Origin of the sequence: Brevibacterium sp. CT2-23B (assembly GCF_013168765.1) — a bacterium.
GTDB classification, from domain to species: domain Bacteria; phylum Actinomycetota; class Actinomycetes; order Actinomycetales; family Brevibacteriaceae; genus Brevibacterium; species Brevibacterium sediminis.
The window spans coordinates 430424-450114 of record NZ_JABBYK010000003.1 but is presented as its reverse complement, the minus strand read 5'-3'; the positions used below and the strand labels follow the sequence as shown (position 1 = coordinate 450114).

At 65.7% G+C, this 19691-nt stretch carries 15 protein-coding genes; 8 read left to right on the top strand and 7 right to left on the bottom strand.

What is annotated here, in order from left to right; genetic code table 11:
• Positions 1 to 146: 146 nt before the first annotated feature.
• Entirely contained in the window at positions 147 to 1538 is a 1392-nt protein-coding gene (locus HIM68_RS10550) for an MFS transporter (protein ID WP_172171962.1), read from the top strand.
• Between the two features lie 107 nt (positions 1539 to 1645).
• Positions 1646 to 2530 (top strand): enoyl-CoA hydratase-related protein, encoded by an 885-nt coding sequence (locus HIM68_RS10545; protein ID WP_172171960.1) that lies wholly within the window; start codon positions 1646 to 1648, stop codon positions 2528 to 2530.
• 1 nt (position 2531) lies between these two features.
• On the opposite strand, the gene HIM68_RS10540 is transcribed toward HIM68_RS10545, so the two are convergent.
• Positions 2532 to 3233: an NUDIX domain-containing protein gene (locus HIM68_RS10540; protein ID WP_367647505.1), complete on the bottom strand. Its 702-nt coding sequence runs from the start codon at positions 3231 to 3233 to the stop codon at positions 2532 to 2534.
• Between the two features lie 189 nt (positions 3234 to 3422).
• Between HIM68_RS10540 and cls the strand changes: the two genes are divergently transcribed.
• Positions 3423 to 4919 carry a cardiolipin synthase gene (cls, locus tag HIM68_RS10535; RefSeq protein ID WP_139469036.1) on the top strand — a complete coding sequence of 499 codons (1497 nt, stop codon included), beginning with the start codon at positions 3423 to 3425 and terminating at the stop codon, positions 4917 to 4919.
• A gap of 152 nt (positions 4920 to 5071) precedes the next feature.
• On the opposite strand, the gene HIM68_RS10530 is transcribed toward cls, so the two are convergent.
• The gene (locus HIM68_RS10530) at positions 5072 to 5512 is read right to left on the bottom strand and encodes a hypothetical protein (protein ID WP_172171956.1); all 441 of its coding nucleotides are present in this window, start codon (positions 5510 to 5512) and stop codon (positions 5072 to 5074) included.
• A gap of 278 nt (positions 5513 to 5790) precedes the next feature.
• On the bottom strand, positions 5791 to 6825 hold the full coding sequence (locus HIM68_RS10525; protein WP_172171955.1) for an agmatine/peptidylarginine deiminase: 1035 nt from the start codon (positions 6823 to 6825) through the stop codon (positions 5791 to 5793).
• A 200-nt stretch (positions 6826 to 7025) separates the two neighbouring features.
• Here HIM68_RS10525 and HIM68_RS10520 point away from each other — a divergent pair, with 200 nt between their 5' ends.
• From HIM68_RS10520 to HIM68_RS10510, 3 genes are all read left to right on the top strand, one after another.
• The gene (locus HIM68_RS10520) at positions 7026 to 8195 is read left to right on the top strand and encodes a CoA transferase (RefSeq protein WP_172171953.1); all 1170 of its coding nucleotides are present in this window, start codon (positions 7026 to 7028) and stop codon (positions 8193 to 8195) included.
• Positions 8196 to 8455: 260 nt separating this feature from the next.
• Entirely contained in the window at positions 8456 to 9199 is a 744-nt protein-coding gene (locus HIM68_RS10515; protein ID WP_229664072.1) for a DUF5819 family protein, read from the top strand.
• Positions 9189 to 10541: an HTTM domain-containing protein gene (locus HIM68_RS10510; RefSeq protein ID WP_367647504.1), complete on the top strand. Its 1353-nt coding sequence runs from the start codon at positions 9189 to 9191 to the stop codon at positions 10539 to 10541. The genes HIM68_RS10515 and HIM68_RS10510 overlap by 11 nt, the downstream gene beginning before the upstream one ends.
• A 155-nt stretch (positions 10542 to 10696) precedes the next feature.
• Here the strand turns inward: HIM68_RS10510 and clpB are convergent, their stop codons facing one another.
• On the bottom strand, positions 10697 to 13303 hold the full coding sequence (clpB, locus tag HIM68_RS10505; protein WP_172171951.1) for an ATP-dependent chaperone ClpB: 2607 nt from the start codon (positions 13301 to 13303) through the stop codon (positions 10697 to 10699).
• Between the two features lie 187 nt (positions 13304 to 13490).
• Positions 13491 to 15068: a Na+/H+ antiporter gene (locus HIM68_RS10500; RefSeq protein ID WP_172171949.1), complete on the bottom strand. Its 1578-nt coding sequence runs from the start codon at positions 15066 to 15068 to the stop codon at positions 13491 to 13493.
• 108 nt (positions 15069 to 15176) lie between these two features.
• On the opposite strand from HIM68_RS10500, the gene HIM68_RS10495 reads away from it, so the two are divergent.
• Both HIM68_RS10495 and HIM68_RS10490 read left to right on the top strand, forming a co-directional pair.
• Entirely contained in the window at positions 15177 to 15956 is a 780-nt protein-coding gene (locus tag HIM68_RS10495) for an enoyl-CoA hydratase (protein WP_172171947.1), read from the top strand.
• Positions 15957 to 15989: 33 nt separating this feature from the next.
• Positions 15990 to 16922, top strand: a complete 933-nt coding sequence (locus HIM68_RS10490; RefSeq protein ID WP_172171945.1) for an NAD(P)-dependent oxidoreductase — start codon at positions 15990 to 15992, stop codon at positions 16920 to 16922.
• Between the two features lie 84 nt (positions 16923 to 17006).
• Here the strand turns inward: HIM68_RS10490 and HIM68_RS10485 are convergent, their stop codons facing one another.
• Positions 17007 to 17846 (bottom strand): SDR family NAD(P)-dependent oxidoreductase, encoded by an 840-nt coding sequence (locus tag HIM68_RS10485; protein WP_219729043.1) that lies wholly within the window; start codon positions 17844 to 17846, stop codon positions 17007 to 17009.
• On the bottom strand, positions 17843 to 19681 hold the full coding sequence (locus tag HIM68_RS10480) for an FAD-binding dehydrogenase (protein WP_172171943.1): 1839 nt from the start codon (positions 19679 to 19681) through the stop codon (positions 17843 to 17845). Before HIM68_RS10480 ends, HIM68_RS10485 begins: the two co-directional genes overlap by 4 nt.
• Positions 19682 to 19691: the final 10 nt, after the last annotated feature.

The following is a 19691-nucleotide window of genomic DNA, read 5'->3' as shown; positions in this document are numbered from 1 at the left end:
CGTCGAACTTCTGGTCTTCAGCCTAGAAGTCGCAGGGCCGCCTCCGCGATGGGGTTATCCTCCGCATCCCCGCGGTGTCCGGACTCACACGGTCCGGGACCCGGAATCGTTTGAGCCGCGAATGCCGGAGGCATAGCGTAGGGCTCATGAGCACAGGTGAGCCGAGTCCGACGAGCACTCGGCGTACCGTAGCCGCGGTCTTCCTCGCGGGAGTCTCCGTCTTCCTCGTCCTCTACGAGACCCAGGGCCTGCTGCCGGCGATCCGCGACGCCTACGGAATCGACGGTCCGACGGCGAGCCTGACCGTGTCCGCGACGAACGTGGCCATGGCCTGTTTCCTCATTCCTTTCTCCATGCTCGCCCCGCGGATCGGCCACGCCCGCCAGATCGGTGCTGGGGTGATCGTCGCGGCGATCCTCGCGCTTGTACTTCCCTTCACTCCGACCCCGGAGCTGCTCATCGTCGTCCGGTTCCTCCAGGGCCTGGCGATCGCCTCGGTGCCGGCCACGGCCATGGCCTATCTGTCGCTTCGTCTGCCGCCGGCCGCGCTGCCCGGGGCGATCGGGGTCTACATCGCCGGCAACACGATCGGCGGGCTCTGCTCGAGGCTGCTCACCGGGCTGGCGTCGGAATTCCTCGGCTGGCACGGTGGGCTTGCGTTCACCGCGGTCGTGTCGCTGATCTTCGGGCTCATCGTCGTCTGGCTGCTGCGCCACGATCTCTTCTCCACCGCCCGCAGCCGGGCTGTCCTCGACACGGACGACTCCATTCCGTCCGACACGAATCCCACCCTCGCCGAGGCGGCCGACCCTGACGCTGTCACCGAAGGTGACGGCAGTGCCAGCAATGCTCTCGCCGACGGTGACGGCGTCCCGGCCGCCACCGATGGGTCCGTCGACGGCGATGCCGACTCTTCCGGCGACGCCGCCGACGACGGTGGGGCTGGGAGCGCGCAGCCCCCTCAGCGAGCGATTCCGCTGCGCGGAGGTCTGTGGAGGATCTACCTCACCGGGTTCCTGTGCATGATCGTCTTCGGCGGATCGTTCACGATGCTCGGCACCCGCCTCCAGCAGGATCCGTGGCACCTGAGCGAGGGCGCAGTCGCGCTGTTCTTCCTCATCTACCTCGTCGGCACCGTCGTCACCACGTATTACGGCCGCTTGGCCACGAAGTACCCACGCACTCGGATCACCCTGGCGGGAATGGTCATCGCGCTCGCCGGTGCGGGGCTGACTCTGGTCGATTCGCTCGTGGTGATCATCATCGGCATGTCGCTGCTCACCGCCGGATTCTTCCTTGGGCATACGGGTGCCTCCGCGGCGGCCAGCGCCGCCCGGCCGGGAGTCGACTCGACCCGTTCTGCGGCCATCTACCTCACCGTCTACTACCTGGGCACGAGCCTCGGCGCCTGGCTCTCGGCGGTCCTCTTCGCCGATTTCGCTTGGCCGGGAGTCGTCGCCATGTGCGCGAGCTCCCTCATAGTGGTCTTCGTCTTGACCCTGACCGGTGCTCCGCTAGGCTTCAGGAAACGCAGCTGATCGCTCGTTCAGTGTCGCCGGCGTCGGTGGCCTGTCGCCTGCGGCTGCGTCATGTTCCGCTTGTGCCGGTGGTTTGCGCACCGGCATCGTCGTCGAAAGGCCCATTCATGTCCGAGACCACCAACTCGACCGTCGTCTACGCGATCACCGACGGCGTCGCCCACGTCGAGATCGACCGTGCCGACAAGCTCAATTCGCTCACTCGCGAGGTCTTCGAAGACCTCGTCGAGGCGGGGCTGGCACTTAAAGGTTCGAGCGAAGTCAAGGCCGTGGTCCTGTCCGGTCGCGGTCGTGCCTTCAGCGCCGGTCTCGACTTCACCGAGATGGCCCGGATCGCCGAGGCCGGAGCAGCGACCCGCTCATCCGCTGAGGAAGCAGCCGAGCAGGCCGCCGGTGCCGGTGAATCGGAAGCGGCGGACTCCGTGGCCACCGCCGTCGATATCGGCGAGCGGCTCGGTTCGGCCCGGGCCCTGGCGCAGAAAGCCGTGCACGTGTGGTCACTCGTCGAGGTTCCGGTCATCGCTGCCGTGCGCGGTCCGGCGCTCGGCGGCGGGCTGCAGATCGCTCTCGGTGCGGACATGCGTGTGGCCGGACCGGACGCGAAGCTCTCACTCATGGAACTCAATTGGGGAATCATCCCCGATATGTGCGGCACCCAGCTGTTGCCGCGACTCGTGGGACCGGCTCAGGCGAAGAAGCTCATCGTCACCGCCGACACGATCGGTGCCGAAGAAGCCCTGCGCATCGGCCTCGTCGAAGAAGTCGTCGAGGACTCTCTGGCCCGTGCTCTCGAACTGGCCGGGCAGATCGCGGGCCAGTCACGGTCGGCGCTGGTGTGGGCGAAGCGGCTTGTTGACCTGTCCTATGACTCCGACTTCAGCACCGGACTCGACGCCGAACAGGAAGCGCTCGCCGCGCTGTTGGGCACCGACGAGCAGAAGCAGGTCGTCGCCACTCGCCTGGCCGCGATGAAGGCCCGCGCCAAGGGCTGAGTCAGGACCCGCGGTTGGAGGGGAACTCTGGGCGGACTGGATCGATGATCCTCTCGGCGGTGATCGCCTCGGCGACGGTGGGGAATTCCGCGAGCTCACGCAGCAGCACGAACGTCGGACGCATGAGCTTCAGCCGTCCGGCTCCCTCATCTGCGAGGATCCCGGTCACCGAGCGCCACTCGCTCGTGTGCGCCTCCGTCGTCTGATGCTGGGCGGCGGCGAGCTCGGGAGCCGCGATCGTATAGAAGTACGTATCGAAGCGTTTGGGCCGCCCCAAGGGAGTCACCCAGTTCGCCCACGGCTTGAGCCCGGCCGGGTCGAGGACCGCGCCCGTCTCCTCCTCGACCTCGCGCACAGCGGTGGCGAGCAGGACGCGCCAACCCTCGGCATCCTCGGCGATGGTCGAATCGGACCATGCGGAGGTGTGCACCTGCGGATCGGGGACGGCGATGGTCGGTGCGATCGTCGCATCGACAGGGTCGACGCGACCGCCGGGGAAGACGACGACGCCGGCGGCGAAATCCATCGTCGACACCCGGTGCTGGACGAACACCTCGACACCCTCTTCCCCGTCGCGGAGCATGAGCACGCTGACGGCGGGCCTGATCGGGACCGCCTCGGCGTCGGCGATATCGGGACCGCGGCTCGCGCTGTCGGCGGTATCCGAACGGTCGGAACCTTCGGGGTTGATGTCTCGAATCACGTTCAGCACCTTCGCTCTCAGCAATTGATGTCTGCTTCCAGTATGCCCGGGCTCGGGCAGAGGGCCGATGGCGGGGTGGGGCGAGTGCGCGCGGGGCGGGCAGGATACGATGGATGGCAATCTGACATCCTCCATCTGAGGCCGATAACCCAACCGGTGACGAACAGGGCGGGGCTGAACGGGCACTATATGAGCAGTTTCGGGATCTATCCGTTCTTCAACATCAATCAGGCTTGGCCGAACTGGCTGATCGTCATCCTGCTGTTGGTCGACATGATCATCCGCATCATCGCGCTCGGGTGGATTCCGCACAATCGCAGGCCGTCGGTCGCGCTGGGCTGGCTGCTTGCGATCTTCCTCATCCCGTATGTGGGCATTGCGGCGTTCCTGCTGCTGGGATCGTCGAAGCTGCCGAAGCGGCGGCGGGACAAACAGTCGAAGATGAATGACCTCTTCCGCGATCAGATCCGCCACCAGGCGATCGTCGGACGCCAGGACCATATGCCCGAACCGCTGAGCACCGCAGCGCAGCTCAACTTCGATCTCGGTGCCCTGCCGATGACCCACGGCAACTCCTTCGACCTCCACGTCGACAACCACGCCTGCATGGAGGCGATGGCCGATGCCGTCGACCGAGCACAGCGGTTCGTCCACTTCGAGTTCTACATCGTCGCCATCGATGACACGACGAGGCGGCTGCTCGAATCGCTGCTGGCCGCGCACCGGCGCGGTGTGAGTGTGCGGGTCCTCATCGACCATGTGGGATCGCTGGGCTACCCGGGCTACTCGGAACTGGTGAAGAAGCTCGACGGTTCGGGCATCAGCTGGCGCCGTGCCCTGCCGATCCGCCCCTGGAGGGGCGAATACCAGCGGCCCGACCTGCGCAATCACCGCAAGATCCTCGTCGTCGACGGGGAGGTCGCGTTCACCGGTTCGCAGAACATCATCGACCGCACTTACAACAAGGCCCGCAACCGCAGGAAGGGCTTCCAGTGGAAGGACCTGTCGGTGGAATGTCGTGGGCCGGTCGTCGAAGAGCTCGATGCCGTGTTCATCACCGACTGGTATTCGGAGACCGACGAGATCCTCGACGAACCCGACAGCTTCGAGCTCGAGGCCCCCGAATTCGGCGGCGTCCAGGCTCAGATCGTGCCGTCGGGTCCGGGCTTCGAGGACGAGAACAATCTGCGCCTGTTCAACCACCTCATCTACAACGCGAATCGTCGCGTCGTCGTCTGCTCACCGTATTTCGTGCCCGACGAGTCCCTGCTGCACGCGCTGACGACCGAGGCCAGATCGGGAGTCGATGTGCGTCTGTACGTCGGCGAGACGAGCGACCATTGGCTGACCCACAAGGCGCAGCAGTCGTACTATGACGAGTTGGTGCGCGCCGGGGTGCGGATCTTCATGTACCACGCTCCGACGGTGCTGCACTCGAAGTTCCTCATGATCGACGACGAGGTCTCGATCATCGGCTCGTCGAATATGGACGAGAGGTCATTCGCGATGAACCTCGAGGTCACGCTCTTCATCGTCAACAAGGAATTCACGCAGCGCATGTACGACCTCGAGGCCGAACGCTATGCACCGAATTCGGTCGAGCTCAATGCGGAGGAGTGGCAGGCGCGGCCGCTGCTGAAGAAGTATCTGGAGAACGTGGCCCGCCTGACGAGTTCGCTGCTGTAGGCGCCGGCCCACCAGCGGCGGATTCTGCGAACAGCCCAGAAAGCGGCGGATTCTGCGAACAGCCCAGAAAAAGGTGAACAGCCCTGTTTCAAACATGGGCTGTTCACCTTTTCCTGGGCTGTTGCCGACTGACTCAGCCAGTCTGCCGTTGCTCAGTCGTCGTCGGCGACTCCTGCCGGTCCTTCGTCGTCGAGGTGACGCTCCGGATCGGTGATCGAATCCTGGGCCTTCGGCGACGGTTTGTGCTTAGCCGTGGTGTTTGACTTCGCTGCTTCCTGCGCGGCGGTGGTGCTCTTCGCGGTCGTGTCTGCCTTCGCACCAGTCGAGTCCTCGTCGCCGTCGAATTCGGAGACGGGAGTGTTCGTGGCAGCGGCGGCGTTGACCTTGTCGGCCGCGGTCTGAACGGCATCGGCGACTGCCGGCGACTTCTCGCGAATAGACTGGTTGGCCTTCTCGACGGTGTCCTGGACGCGCGGGTCGGTCCACAGATCCTGAGCCTGGGCCTTCAGCCGTTCGTAGCTCTGGCGCCCGGTGCGTGATCCCAGAATGAATCCGACTCCGAGACCGGCCAGGAGAATCAATCTCTTCTTCATGGTCTTGCTCCTCTTCGCAACTCGACGTCACCGTATTCGGCTCTGCTGTGCGACACAGGTCCGGGCAACGATGTGGCAGCGCACGGGCACTGTGCCCTCAAGATCCAGCTTATACCGAGTCGTGCTCGTACGGGTATGGATTCACCCGCGCCGTCATCGCAGATTCTCGACGATCCCGGGTTCGGCACGCGCGGCCCGGGTTCGGCACGCGGGATCCCGGCTCGGCACGCGTGGCCCGGGGGTTGGAAGCCGGGACCTGCAGCAGGTTCCGGCTCGACTCAGCCGAGGCTCGGCTGCTGCTGGGTGATGCAGTGGATTCCGCCGCCGCGGGCGAAGAGTTCGCGTGCATCGACCCCGACGACCTTCCGCCCCGGGTAGACGCGCTCGAGCACGGCTGCCGCCTCGGCGTCCATCGGATCGTCGAAGGTGCAGGCGATGACCCCGCCATTGGTGACGAGGTGATTGACATACGAATAGTCGACCCACCCTTCTTCGTCACGCAGCACCTCGGGAGCCGGGATCGGCACCACTTCGAAGGGCGTGCCGTCGGCGGCGGTCTCGGCCGCGAACTGCTCCTTGAGTGCGCGACTGAATTCGAAGTCCGGATGTTCGGGATTGCGCTGATCGTGGACGAGGACGACGCCGGGGCTGGGCATCGCGGCGACGATGTCGACGTGTCCACGGGTGCCGAAGGTCTGATTGTCCCGGTGGAGTCCGCGGTCGAGCCAGATGACCTTCTTGGCCCCGATCGTGCGCGCGAATTCGGCTTCCACATCGGCTTCGGTCAGTCCCGGATTGCGGCCGGGGTCGAGCTGGACGCTGCGCGTCGCAAGCACCGTTCCCTGACCGTCGACGTGGAATCCGCCGCCTTCGTTGCGCAGATCCGAGGACACCACGGGAGTCCCGGCGAGGCCCGCGACGAATTCTCCGATGTGCTCATCGTGATCCCAGCTCGCCCATTCCTGCGCGCCCCAACCGTTGAACACCCAGTCCACCGCGTGCATCGCACCCGCCTCGTCGACGACGAAGCTCGGTCCGATATCGCGCATCCACGCATCGTCGAGTTCGGCGTTGACGATCGTGATCTCGTGGTTGATCCCCTCGCCGAGGTGGCGCTTGGCATGATCGGTCTGTGCACTGGTCACCACGACCGTGACAGGGGTGAATTCGCTGGTGGCGCGGGCAACGGCGGCCCACGTGGCGCGTGCCGCCTCGGCCTCGGCTTCCGTGTCGCCGAGCGCGTAGCCGGAGGACGGGAACGCCATCCAGACTCGGTCCTGGGCGGCGGTCTCCGCCGGCATGTGCAACGTCATCGTTCGTCCCTTCGCTGGTGGACTGTCGCTGAGCCGAGTGTAGCCAGAATCTCGCTGAGGCGGTCGACGGATTTCGTTGCCGCCCGCCCGGCTCTCGGCTCGTTTCCGCGGACGCTCACCCCACAGGCCAGGGCGGCCATGTCGATTCCGTATAGTCAGGCGAAGAACAGGCAAGCAGAACGTGCCAAAGGAGGCATCAAGTGTCAGCAGCAGACGCAGCATTCGGACGGCAGGGGACGGGGCCTCTGGCCGGAACCATCGTGGCCGATTTCTCCCGAGTCCTCGCCGGCCCCTACGCGACGATGATGCTTGCGGATCTGGGTGCCACGGTCATCAAGGTGGAGGGGCGAACCGGGGACGATACACGTCACTGGGCGCCGCCTCGGCGAGGGGATGATGCGACGTATTTCCTCACGGCGAACCGGAACAAGCACTCCGTCGTCCTCGATTTCAAGGACTCCGACGACCTCTCCTTCGCCCAGCAGCTCGCTGCTCGCGCGGATGTGCTCGTGGAGAACTTCAAGGCCGGGGGACTGGCGAAGTACGGCCTCGACTATGAGTCGGTCAGCGCGGTCAATCCGGGCATCGTCTACGCCTCGGTGACGGGTTTCGGTCGCGACAATCCTCAGCCGGGCTACGATCTGCTCATCCAGGGTCTGTCCGGATTCATGTCGGTCACCGGCTCCGAAGAGTCGGGCCCGGTCAAGGCGGGTGTCGCTGTCGTCGACGTGATCACGGGACTGCATACGGCGGTCGGCATCCTCGGCGCGCTCAACCACCGCAAGGACACCGGGACCGGTCAGCTGGTCGAGACGAATCTGCTGTCCTCGGCGCTGTCCGGGCTGGCGAACCAGACCTCGGCATATGTGGCCGGCGGCGTGACTCCGCAGGCGATGGGCAACAAGCACCCGAGCCTCTACCCGTACCAGCCGATGCCCACGGCGGAGGGCCAGATCATCATCGCGTGCGGCAACGACAAGCAGTTCGCCCGGCTCGCCGAGGTGCTCGGCCACCCCGAATGGGCGACCGATGAACGGTTCGCGAACTTCGCCGACCGCAACGTCAACCGCGATGACCTCGAGCCCGAGCTCATCGCCGCGTTGAGCGAGAAGACGAACCAGGAATGGTTCGACATCCTCACCGAGGCGGGGCTGCCCTGCGCGCCGATCAACTCGATCGCCCAAGGTGTGGACCTGGCATCGTCGCTGGGACTCGAGCCCGTCGCCGAGGCGGGTCAGGGCGATCGCGTCATCCCCACCGTCCGCAACCCGATCCGGTTGTCCGAGACCCCGCCGAGCTACGAACTGGCTCCGCCGACGCTCGGCGATTCCACGGAAGCGGTCAAGGCGTGGCTGAGGGCGGCCGAATAGACCTCGGGCGTGCGCCGCGAATCGGCAAGTCATCGTGAGGAAGTCATCTTGCGCCTGATGACCGCGAATGATTCTGCCGCTGCCCGGGCGGGCAGTGCCACAGCTGAAGTACCCTATTGACTGTGCGTTGTCACCGAGAGATCTGCCAAGCGACCGATGAGGCGCGGGACCTGCGGTGACGGCAGTCGTATTCCCAAGAGAATTCCGGAACCGAGATGGACAATGAGTCGACCGAGGTCACACCTCGGAGACGTTCGGCGGTGAAACGGACCCTGATGGTCATCGCGATGGCGATCACAGGGTTCCATATCTTCGCCAGCTTCCTGTGGATCGCCCCTGCCTCGACGGCGAGGGAGGTGATTCCCGGTGACCTGCTCTCCAAATACATGATCCCGCTGTGGGGACAGTCGTGGAGCGTGTTCGCCCCCGAGCCGATCAACGGCGACTACTACTTCGATGTGCGCGCGGTGATCAAGACCGACAGCGGCGAAGAGATCACTCAATGGGTGCGGGCCACCGATGTCGAACTCGACCACTCGACATACAAGCTGTTCCCGCCGCGGTCGGCGGGGCTGGGCATCGGAGTGGCCTCGGACATCAAAGGTTCGTGGGAAGATCTGCCCGACGATCAGAAGGCGATCGTCAAACTCGACTACTTCAAGGGCGACGATTCCGTCGACCGGCTGGAGACGAAGCTGGGGGAATACGACGACCCGGAGAACGCGATTCCCGCCTACCTGGAGAGCGAACATCTGGCCACGGCGTATGCGACGCAGGTGGCGAAGGCCATCTGGGGCGACGACGTCCAGCGCGTCCAATACCAGGCCGCCCGTCAGAACGTCGTGCCTTTCGCCGAACGCAACGACAAAGACGCGAAGCGTCCGAACATCCAACCCGTCCCCGTGGGATGGCGCGCACTCGTCGTCGAAGATCATCAGTCCCAAGAGGAATTCACGAAGTACTTCTGTGCCTCGGACGAAGTGAGGTGCGTCGGTGAACAGTGATGACACGACCCGCACAGGCGGGGACGACCACGATGCAGAGGTCACTGACCAGCGGACCGGCACGGCCGCCTCGGCGCAGGGCCGGGTGAAGGACTCCGCGGGCCACGCGAACGCCGGCACCGCCTCGGCGCGGAAACCGGAGAAGGACCACGGTTCGGACTCCGCCGGCCGCGGAAACGATGGGACCGCCTCGGCGAGTGATTCGGCTCCTGAATTCGGGCTGGTCCCGGTGACGACCCTCGTGCGGACGAAGCTCGCGCAGGGCTGGAACTGGCTCGAGGAGATGCTCACCGGCCGGTACCACGCGACATACGGGCTGGCGGTGACACGGATCCTCATCGGATTCGCCGGTCTCGGCCTCATCCTCACGAACTTCAGCGCTCGGCATTACACCTTCGGTGTGGGATCGGCCTGGAACGGGGAGATCGCCGAACCCAAGAGCGATTTCCCGACCATCTGGCTCTTCTCCCTCTTCCACCGAGCGGTGACGACGCCGCCGCTGTTCACGGCGATGATGATCGGGCTCGCGCTGCTGGCGATCGTCATCATCCTCGGGTGGCGCACAAGGATCGTCCTGCCGATCTACCTCGTGCTGTGGGTGAGCTTCATCGAGCTCAACGACGGGGCAGGGGATCAGGGCGACAACGCCTACCGGATGTTCATGATCGCCATGCTCTTCGCCGATACGACCCGCAGATGGTCCCTCGACGCCAGGCGGCGCGCGCGGAACCCGGAGTTCCCGGACAACGACGGCGGGCAGTGGCGCTGGGCGCTCATCATGGCCAACAACCTCGCGATCGTCGTACTCGCGTTCCAGGTGTGCGCGATCTACATGTCCGGCGGTCTGTACAAGGCCGGAGGCGAGGCCTGGCAGCACGGATTCGCCGTGTACAACCCGCTGCACACTCAGCAGTTCGGCACGTGGCCGGTGCTGTCGGACCTGATGACGGCGTGGGGGCCGATGGTCGTAGCGATCTCGTGGGGATCGATCCTCTTCCAGTGCGCCTTCCCGTTCATGCTCTTCAACCGCTACACCCGCATCATCGCGCTGCTGGGCATCCTGTCCTTCCACCTGGGCATCGCGCTGCTCATGGGCCTGCCGTGGTTCTCGCTGACGATGATCGCCGTCGACGCGATCTTCATCCGCGACCGCTCATTCGCGAAGGTCAGCGCCTACCTGCGGCATTGGTGGACGTCATCGGCCCCGCGGGGTGCTGGTGGGGCTGGTGGCGGTTCCGCTGGTGGCCGCGGCGGTTCGGGTGCTCGCGGTGGTTCGGGTGCTGCCAAGGGCGGGTCTGCGAAGACTCGTACGCGGTCGTCCGCAGGCTCTCGCGGCAAGTAACCGTCGCGCATGGCGCTCAGCAACCGGCAGATGCTGAAATGGGAGACCCTGCGGTCAGCGAAACAGCCCAGTTTGAGTTGAATAGCCCATGTTCGAATAGGTGCTATTCAACTCAAACTGGGCTGAATCCGCGCAGCACGCCCCAGCCGGGAGCCTTACCGCTTGGGGCGCAGCTCCAGGCCGGTGGCCTCGGGGTCTTCGGGCAGGTCGACGACCACAGTGTCCCCGTCGACGATGTCTCCGGCGAGCAGAGCGCGGGCCAGCTTGTCGCCGATCTCGCGCTGGACCAGCCTGCGCAGCGGCCGGGCGCCGAACGCCGGATCGTAGCCTTCGAGCGCCAACCAGTCCTCGGCTCCCTGAGTGACCTCGAGCGAGACTCGACGGTCGGAGAGCCGTCGCGACATGTGCGAGATCTGCAGATCGACGATCGACGCGAGCTCGGTCTGGCTGAGCGCGTCGAAGAGCACGATGTCATCGAGACGGTTGAGGAACTCGGGCTTGAACGTCGCATGCACGACATCGAGCACCTTGGACCGCTGCTCTTCGGTCGACAGGCTCTTGTCGACGAGGAACTGCGAACCGAGGTTCGAGGTCAGGATCAGGATGGTGTTCCTGAAGTCGACCGTGCGTCCCTGACCGTCGGTGAGCCGACCGTCATCGAGGACCTGCAGCAGGATGTCGAACACGGACGGGTGCGCCTTCTCCACCTCGTCGAGCAGGACGACGGAGTACGGGCGACGGCGGACCGCCTCGGTGAGTTGGCCGCCCTCGTCGTATCCGACGTAGCCCGGAGGTGCACCGACGAGGCGGGACACGGTGTGCTTCTCACCGTATTCGCTCATATCGATCCTGATCAGGGCCTTCTCGTCGTCGAAGAGGAAGTCCGCGAGAGACTTCGCGAGCTCCGTCTTGCCGACGCCGGTGGGTCCGAGGAACAGGAACGAACCGGTCGGGCGATCCGGGTCGGCGACCCCGGCCCGCGAACGGCGGATGGCGTCGGAGACCGCGGCGACGGCGTTCTTCTGCCCGATGAGACGCTCACCGAGGATGCCCTCGGCTCCCAGCAGCTTCTCGACCTCGCCCTGGACGAGGCGTCCGGCGGGGATGCCCGTCCACGAGGAGACCACCTCGGCGATGTCGTTGCTCGAGACCTTGTCCGAGACCATCTGATCGGAATTCGCTCCCGCCTCGGCCTGGGCCTCGGCGGCTTCGGCCTCGGCGATCTCCTTCTGCACGGCAGGGATCTCGCCGTAGAGCAGACGGGATGCGGTCTCGAGGTCCGTGTCGCGCTGAGCCTTCTCGGCGGCCGAACGCAGCTCGTCGAGCTTCGTCTTCAGCTCACCGACCCGGTTGAGGCCGGCACGCTGGGACTCCCAGGTGGCCTCGAGTCCGCGCAGCTCCTCCTCCTTGTCGGCGAGATCGGCACGCAGGGCGCTCAACCGCTCGATCGACGCGGAGTCTGTCTCCTTAGCCAGGGCCATGTCCTCCATCTTCAGGCGGTCCACGGCACGGCGAAGCTCATCGATCTCGACCGGAGCCGAATCGATCTCCATCCGCAGGCGGGAAGCCGCCTCGTCGACGAGGTCGATGGCCTTGTCCGGCAGCTGCCTGCCGGTGATGTACCGGTTCGACATCGTTGCGGCCGCGACCAGGGCGCCGTCGTTGATCGAGACCTTGTGGTGAGCTTCGTAGCGTTCCTTGAGCCCGCGCAGGATCGCGATCGTGTCCTCGACGCTGGGCTCACCGACGAAGACCTGCTGGAACCGGCGCTCCAGAGCGGGATCCTTCTCGATGTTCTCGCGGTATTCGTCCAACGTGGTGGCACCGATCATCCGCAGCTCACCGCGGGCGAGCATCGGCTTGAGCATATTGCCTGCGTCCATCGAGGAGTCTCCGCCGGCACCGGCACCGACGATCGTGTGGAGCTCGTCGATGAAGGTGATGATCCGACCGTCGGCGTTCTTGATCTCCTCGAGCACGGCCTTGAACCGCTCCTCGAACTCACCACGGTACTTCGCGCCGGCGACCATGGCGGACAGGTCGAGGCTGATGAGCGTCTTGTCGCGCAGCGATTCGGGCACGTCTCCGGCCACGATCCGCTGGGCCAGGCCTTCGACGACGGAGGTCTTGCCGACGCCGGGTTCACCGATGAGGACGGGGTTGTTCTTCGTCCTCCGCGAGAGCACCTGGACGACGCGGCGAACCTCTTTGTCGCGGCCGATCACCGGGTCGAGCTTGCCTTCCCGGGCGACGGCGGTGAGATCGATGCCGAACTTCTCCAGCGACTGCATCGTCTCCTCGGGGTTCTCCGAAGTGACCTTCTTTCCGGCACGCAGTTCGGGCAGGGCCGCGAGCAGCGCGTCCCTGTTGGCCCCATTCGCGCGCAGCGCCTCACCGGCGCCGTCCTTGCCGGCCGCAGCGGCGAGCAGCAGGTGTTCGGTCGAGACGAACTGGTCGCCGAGGGCCGTCATCTCCTCCTGCGCGAGGTTCATCATCTCCAGGCCGGCGCGGGAGAGTCCCGGCTGGCTGACGGTGGAACCGCTGACGGTGGGGAACCCGCTGATCACGGACTCGATGGACCGCAGCACGGTCTGCGGGTCAGCACCGACCTTCGTCAGCAGGGTCGCGGCGAGCGAATCGGGCTGGCCGAGCAGGGCCGCGACGAGGTGGGCCGGTTCGATCTGATTGTTCTTCCGGGCGACGACGTCGTTGACCGCAGTCTGCAGCGCCTCCCGGGATTTGGTTGTCATCTGTGCGTCCATGTACGCATCTCCTTCTCAGAATCTGTGCTGATTTCAGCTCTCGAAAAGAACAACACCGACAAAGTTGAGTCTATTCCGCTCAACTTTGAAAATCGAGAAGAACTTCGCCGAGGCGGCCCGCCCGGATACGTGTCCCTGCCCAGCCGGGGCCGGCTCGGAAACCCGCCCGGTCGGGACCGGCCCGCCTCTACCTCGTGATGACCGACTGGAGGTCGAAGCGGTGGAGCACGCGGTCGGCGATCTCCGGATCGGTGCCGCGTTCGCGCCGGGCCTTGAGCACCTCGGCACGGGCGGACTGCATGGCCTTCTTCTGCACGGCCAGCATCTGCTCCCGGTGTTCCTTGAATGCCATCGCCTGCTCCGAGCTCGCCTGGTCATCGGTGGTTCCGCTGAGCTGATCGTGCAGGACTTTGAACCTCGCCCGCAGGGGTTCGATGACGTCGTCGGGCAGACTGTCATCGTTCTTGATCTCGCGCATCGCAGCCTTGTAGGCACGCAGAGCGATGTCCCTGGTCGCCTGATGTTCCTTCTCCGCCTCGTCGTCGATGCCGAGGAGAGCGACGACGGTCGGAAAGCTCAAGCCCGCCAGCACCAGAGTGACCAGCAGGACCACCGCGGCCGCGACGACGACATAGGACCGACCGGGGAACGGGGCACCGGAACTCGTCGTGGCCGGGATCGACAAGGCCAAGGCGACCGTGGCGAGGCCGCGCATCCCGCCCCAGGTCATCAGCGTGGCATCGCGGACGCTCAAAGGTGCCGCATCCGGATCCTCCTCGCGTCTCTTGCGTTCGATGACAGTGCCGAGCAGCAGCCAGACGAAGCGGACGGCGACGACGATGAGAGCGATGAGCCCGCCGACGAGCAGCGCTCGCCCGAGGTCGGCGTGTTCGGATTCGACGATGAGACGCAGATCGAGGCCGATGAGTCCGAAGGCGATTCCGGTGATGAGCATCTCGAGGACCTGCCATGTCGAATTCTGCGTCACCCGCTCCGCCGAGTTCCCCTCGACATCGCGGCGCCGCACTTCGAGGGCGGCCACGACGACGGCGATGACCCCGCTGGCGTGGAAGTGCTCGGCCACGAGGTAGACGCCGAAGGGCAGGACGAGCATGAGGGAGGACCGAGCGATCGTGTGATCGATCTTCTCCATCACCCACCAGGCGGCGAAGGACAGCACCAGGCCGACGATGATCGCCACGACGGCGGAGACGACGAACGACACGGCCAGATCTGCGTAGTCCACCTCGGTGCCGGCCAATACCGCGGCCATCGCGGTCTGGAAGATGACCAGGGAGGCGGCATCGTTGAACAGGCCTTCGCTCTGCAGGGTCGACATGATGCGGCGGGGGATCGACACGGTGCTGGCCACGGCTTCGACAGCGACCGGGTCGGGTGGGGCGAGCATGGCGCCGAGCGCGATGGCCGCGGCGATGGTGATTCCGGGGACGAGGAAGACCGCGGACCCGGCGACGGCGGCCACGGTCACACCGACGAGAGCCACGGACATGCCGAGGATCGTGCGCCACCGGATCGCGAACAGCGCCCACGATGTCTTCTGTGCGGCGGCGAAGAGCAGGGGCGGCAGGAAGAGGGGGAGGACGAGCTCCGGATCGATGGCCACCTCGGCGAAGGTGGGGATGAACGCACCGGCGATGCCGATGAGGACCATGAGCGCCGGCCACGGGAGCTTGAGCTTCTGCCCCAATCCGACCACCACCGAGGTGGCGGCACCGAATCCGATGATCATCAGCAGTGTGGTCATGCCAGTCCCTCCGAATCGCTCCCACCGGGGCAGATGTGTCCGGAGGCGGGCGGAAATCGTCTGCGCAGATTCCGCGCCGGGCCCGGCGACCTTTGGCAGAATGAGGCTATGTCGGAATCAATTGTATTCGCGCAGCTCGACGACGGAGTCGCGTCCGTGACGATCAACCGGCCGTCCACGCGCAACGCACTGTCGCGTGAGGTCATGGAAGACCTCATCGACACCCTCGCCGAGGTGGCCGACCGCACCGATGTGCGCGCGGTCATCCTCATCACCGCCGGTCATGTGTTCAGCTCCGGTCATGATCTCACCGAGATCCGCGGGGCGGATCTGGAGACGCAGCAGACCACGTTCGACGCCTGTGCCCGACTGATGCAGCTCATCCGATCCATCCCACAGCCGGTCATCGCGCAGGTGCAGGGCGTGGCCACGGCGGCCGGCTGCCAGCTGGTGGCGACCTGCGATCTGGCCGTGGCCGCCGAGTCCGCCAGATTCGCAACTCCGGGAGTGAAGATCGGTCTGTTCTGTTCGACTCCGATGGTGGCTCTCTCCCGTGCGGTGCCGGCGAAACAGGCGATGCGGATGCTGCTGACCGGTGATTTCGTGACCGCCGAGGATGCGCTGAAGTTCGGTCTCGTCTCCGATATCGTCGCCGACGCCGACCTCGAGTCCGCCACCTTGGAATTGGCTCTCAAAGTCGCGTCCGCCTCGTCGGCTACAGTTGCCCTAGGAAAGGCCGCGTTCTACGAACAGCGGGAGCTGCCTGTGGCCGACGCCTATGCGCGGATGTCGCAGGTGATGGCGGACAATGCCGTCGCGGCCGATGCGCAGGAAGGGATCGACGCCTTCCTGACGAAGAGGGTGCCGCAGTGGCAGCACCGCCGCTGAGGCGGTGGGCGTGAAGATGAGAGAGGGAACGTCGTGGCGGTGATAGTGACCGGAGCCAGCGGCTTCATCGGTGGTGCCATTGCACGGGCGCTCGCCGAAAGGGACGAAACGGTCTACGCGCTGTCCCGGCGAGATCCCGAGATCCCCGGGGTGAACTTCCAACACTGGGACATCACCGAACCTGCGTCCGCGTCGGTGACCTCCCTGGCCAAGAATGTGACCGCGGTCTTCCACTGTGCCGGAATCGCCTCCGTCAGCGCCGATGACGACGCTCTCTACAACGTGAAGGTGACGGGCACACGTCATGTCCTCGATGCGTTTCCGAAGTCCCGCATCGTGCACGTGTCCTCGACGACGGTGTACTCCGAGTCCGAACCCCACGCCGAGCTGTGGGAGGAAGCCGGTCCGAAGGACCCCAACGACTTCGCCGACGCGTACTCTCGCACCCATGCTCTCGCCGAGCAGCTCGTCGTGAGGCTCCGTCCCGATGCTGCGATCCTGCGTCCCGCGGCTGTCTACGGTCCGGGGGAGACGATGCTCATGCCGTTCCTGTCGCGGATGTCGAAGAAGGGTGTGCTGCGGCTGCCCGGCGGCGGCAGGCAGAAGATCACCCTGACCCACGTCGACAATGTGGTGCGGGCCGCGCTCGCCTGCCTCGACGTGCCTTCGGCGGCGGGTCCCTTCAATATCGGTGACCCGATTCCGTACCGGCTCAAAGAGGCTGTGGTCACTCACTTCGCTCGGATGGGCTATGACCAAGTCGTCATCGAGGGGGTCGCGAAGGACAAGGCGCTGGTGTCGGCGAAGCTCGGACTCAAGATCAAGGGCGTGTTCAAGCGCGGGGACCGAGCGAAGCTCTTCCTCGTCAGATACCTGCAGTCGGATCGGACGTACAATCTGTCCCGGCAGCAGCGGGTGCTCGGCATCTCGACCACCCAACATCTCATCCCGTCCCGCCTGCAGTAGGGCGCTGGGGCCCAGCGACCAGGTTCAGCGCTTCAGCCGGACATCAGCGGTACAGCAATCCGCCGGACCCGGCGACTGAGACGCTTACCGCTTGAGCCCGTGCTGGGCGGCGACGATCTTCGACACGAGTTCGCGGGGAAGCGCACGCCCCAGCAGGAACGGCAGCGGTGCTCTGCTGCCAACGGCGTAGAACTCCCGCGGCCTCGGCGCGATGATCGCATCGACGATCGTGGCCGCAACCTTGGCGGCCGGAATGCCGCCGCGCTCGTTGGCGTCGAGGTGCTCGAGCATCGTCGTTACGTCCTGCGTATAGGGCGACCCCTCTTCGAGGTACTTCGTCCGCCGCAGCCCGATACCCGTGGCGATCGATCCCGGTTCGACGGTGCTCACCCATACGCCGAAGGGGGAGAGCTCCTGCCGAGCCGCCGTGGCGAAAGCGCGCAGAGCCGCCTTCGCCGCAGAGTACGAACTGCGGTGGGCCAAAGGGAAGCTGGCGAGCATCGACCCGACCATGATGATGCGCCCCGCCCGTCGCGCACGCATCCCGGGCAGGACGAGTTGGCTCAGTCGAACCGGTCCGAACACGTTCGTACGGAAGAGCCGTTCGACGGCATCGGCCGGCAGCTCTTCGAACGGACCCGACTGGCTCTCACCGGCATTGTTGATGAGCACGTCGATGCCGTCGAGCAGGCCGAGTTCCTCGAGCTCTGTGGCCAGTCGGTCCGGACCATCCGGGTCGGCGAGGTCCAGCGGAAGATACCTGACACCGGGGATCCGGTCGGCAGGGGAGATGCGGTCCGGGTTCCGGCTGGTTGCCAGCACCGTGCAGCCTTTCGCCGCCAGCGCCTCGGCGACGGCTCGACCGATTCCCGAGGTGCCGCCGGTGACCAAGACTGTGAGGGCTGAACGCGCGCTGCCGGTCACGAGTGCGCTGCTTCGCCTCTAGCAGACCCGCTTTCCGGTCGCAGAGAGGTCACCGCACGGCCGGCCTGCTCGGCGGCAGCGCGTCCGGCGCGGAGGCCGGAGAAGATGCACCCGCCGAGGAACGTTCCCTCGAGCGCGTTGTACCCGTGCATTCCGCCGCCCCCGAAACCGGTGACCTCGCCGGCGGCGTAGAGGCCCGGGATCGGTGTGCGCTCAGCCTCGCGACCTCGCTCCTCACCAGCGCCGGATCCCGCCAGCACCTGCCCGTCGAGGTTCGTCTCCAGCCCTCCGAGGGTCTTGCGTGACAGCAGGCTCAGACGCACCGCGATGAGCGGACCGTGTGCCGGGTCGAGGATCTTGTGCGGTTTGACCGCGCGCACGATCTTGTCACCGAGGTAGGACCGCGCATTGTGGATGGCCTGGACCTGCGCGTCCTTCGAGAAAGCGTGTTCGGTCTGCCGGTCCCGCTGCCGGATCTGCTCAACGAGGTGGTCGTGGTCGATGACCGGTCCGCGGGAGCGTTCGTTCATTCCCGCCACCAGTTCCTCGGTGGTCTCGGCCACGACGAAGTCGGAGCCGTACGTCTTGAAAGCCTCGATCGGTCCCGGAGCATCGGAGGAGCGCACCCGATCGAGCGTGATCCGGATGTCCTTCTCCGTGAGGTCCGGGTTCTGCTCCGAACCGGAGAGCGCGAATTCCTTGCGGATGATCGACTCGTTGAGCACGAACCACGAATAGTCGTGCCCGGTCTCAAGGATCGTGCGCATCGTCCGATTCGTATCGAAGCCGGGATAGTTCGGCGCCGGGAAACGAATGCCCTCGGCATCGAACCACATCGACGACGGCCCCGGAATGATGCGGATCCCGTGCCCCGGCCAGATCGGATTCCAGTTCTCGATGCCCTCCGTGTACGCCCAGATCCGGTCCCGGTTGATGAGGCTGGCTCCGGCATCCTCGGCGATCTGCAGCATCCGCCCGTCCACATGAGCGGGCACTCCGGCGAGCATCGTGTCCGGGAACTCGCCGAGGCGGTCGACCGGCCAGTACTTCTTCATCAGTTCGAAATTGTGTCCGATGCCGCCGGTGGTGACGATGACGGCGGGTGCCCGGAGTTCGAAGTCGGCGAGTTCGTCGCGGTTCGATTCGACTCCGCGGGCCGTGTGACTGGGGGCGAGCGTCCGCCCGCGGACGCCGACGACGGTCCCATCCTCGGTGATGAGTTCGTCGACGCGGTGACGGAAGGCGAACTCGACGAGTCCGGCGGCCTCCGCGGTCTCGACGGGTTCACGGAAGATCCGGACCACCTCGGGGCCGGTGCCCCAGGTGAGGTGGAAACGGGGCACGGAATTGCCGTGATCAGCCGCACCGGCCCCACCGCGTTCGGCCCAACCGACGATCGGGGTCAGGCGTAAGCCGAGGTCACGCAGGTACCGGCGCTTCTCCCCGGCCGCGAACTCGAGGTACGCCTCCGCCCACTTCCGCGGCCAATGATCCTCATCTCGGTCGAAGCCCGCCGAGGTGGCCCAGTCGTCTTTGGCGAGCTCGAGCGAATCGTGGATGCGCAGTCGCCGCTGTTCGGGGGAGTCGATGAGGAAGAGTCCGCCGAGGGACCAGAACGCCTGTCCGCCGAGGTTCGCGCGGTTCTCCTGGTCGAGGATGAGCACGCGTTTGCCGGCCTGGGTGAGTTCGTGGGCGGCGACGAGACCGGCGAGCCCGGCCCCGACGACGATCGCATCGGGAGAGCGGCGATCCGGGGTGGAACGATCACCGGGTTCGGAGATGTCTCCGCCGTCACCAGGTGCGTGGGACGAGCCCGTGCTGTCGAAAGAACTCATCGTCGACTCC

Coding starts and splice junctions, on each gene's coding strand:
- HIM68_RS10550 (WP_172171962.1), top strand. CDS start 147: ATGAGCACAGGTGAGCCGAGTCCGACGAGCACTCGGCGTACCGTAGCC.
- HIM68_RS10545 (WP_172171960.1), top strand. CDS start 1,646: ATGTCCGAGACCACCAACTCGACCGTCGTCTACGCGATCACCGACGGC.
- cls (WP_139469036.1), top strand. CDS start 3,423: ATGAGCAGTTTCGGGATCTATCCGTTCTTCAACATCAATCAGGCTTGG.
- HIM68_RS10530 (WP_172171956.1), bottom strand. CDS start 5,512: ATGAAGAAGAGATTGATTCTCCTGGCCGGTCTCGGAGTCGGATTCATT.
- HIM68_RS10525 (WP_172171955.1), bottom strand. CDS start 6,825: ATGACGTTGCACATGCCGGCGGAGACCGCCGCCCAGGACCGAGTCTGG.
- clpB (WP_172171951.1), bottom strand. CDS start 13,303: ATGGACGCACAGATGACAACCAAATCCCGGGAGGCGCTGCAGACTGCG.
- HIM68_RS10500 (WP_172171949.1), bottom strand. CDS start 15,068: ATGACCACACTGCTGATGATCATCGGATTCGGTGCCGCCACCTCGGTG.
- HIM68_RS10495 (WP_172171947.1), top strand. CDS start 15,177: ATGTCGGAATCAATTGTATTCGCGCAGCTCGACGACGGAGTCGCGTCC.
- HIM68_RS10480 (WP_172171943.1), bottom strand. CDS start 19,681: ATGAGTTCTTTCGACAGCACGGGCTCGTCCCACGCACCTGGTGACGGC.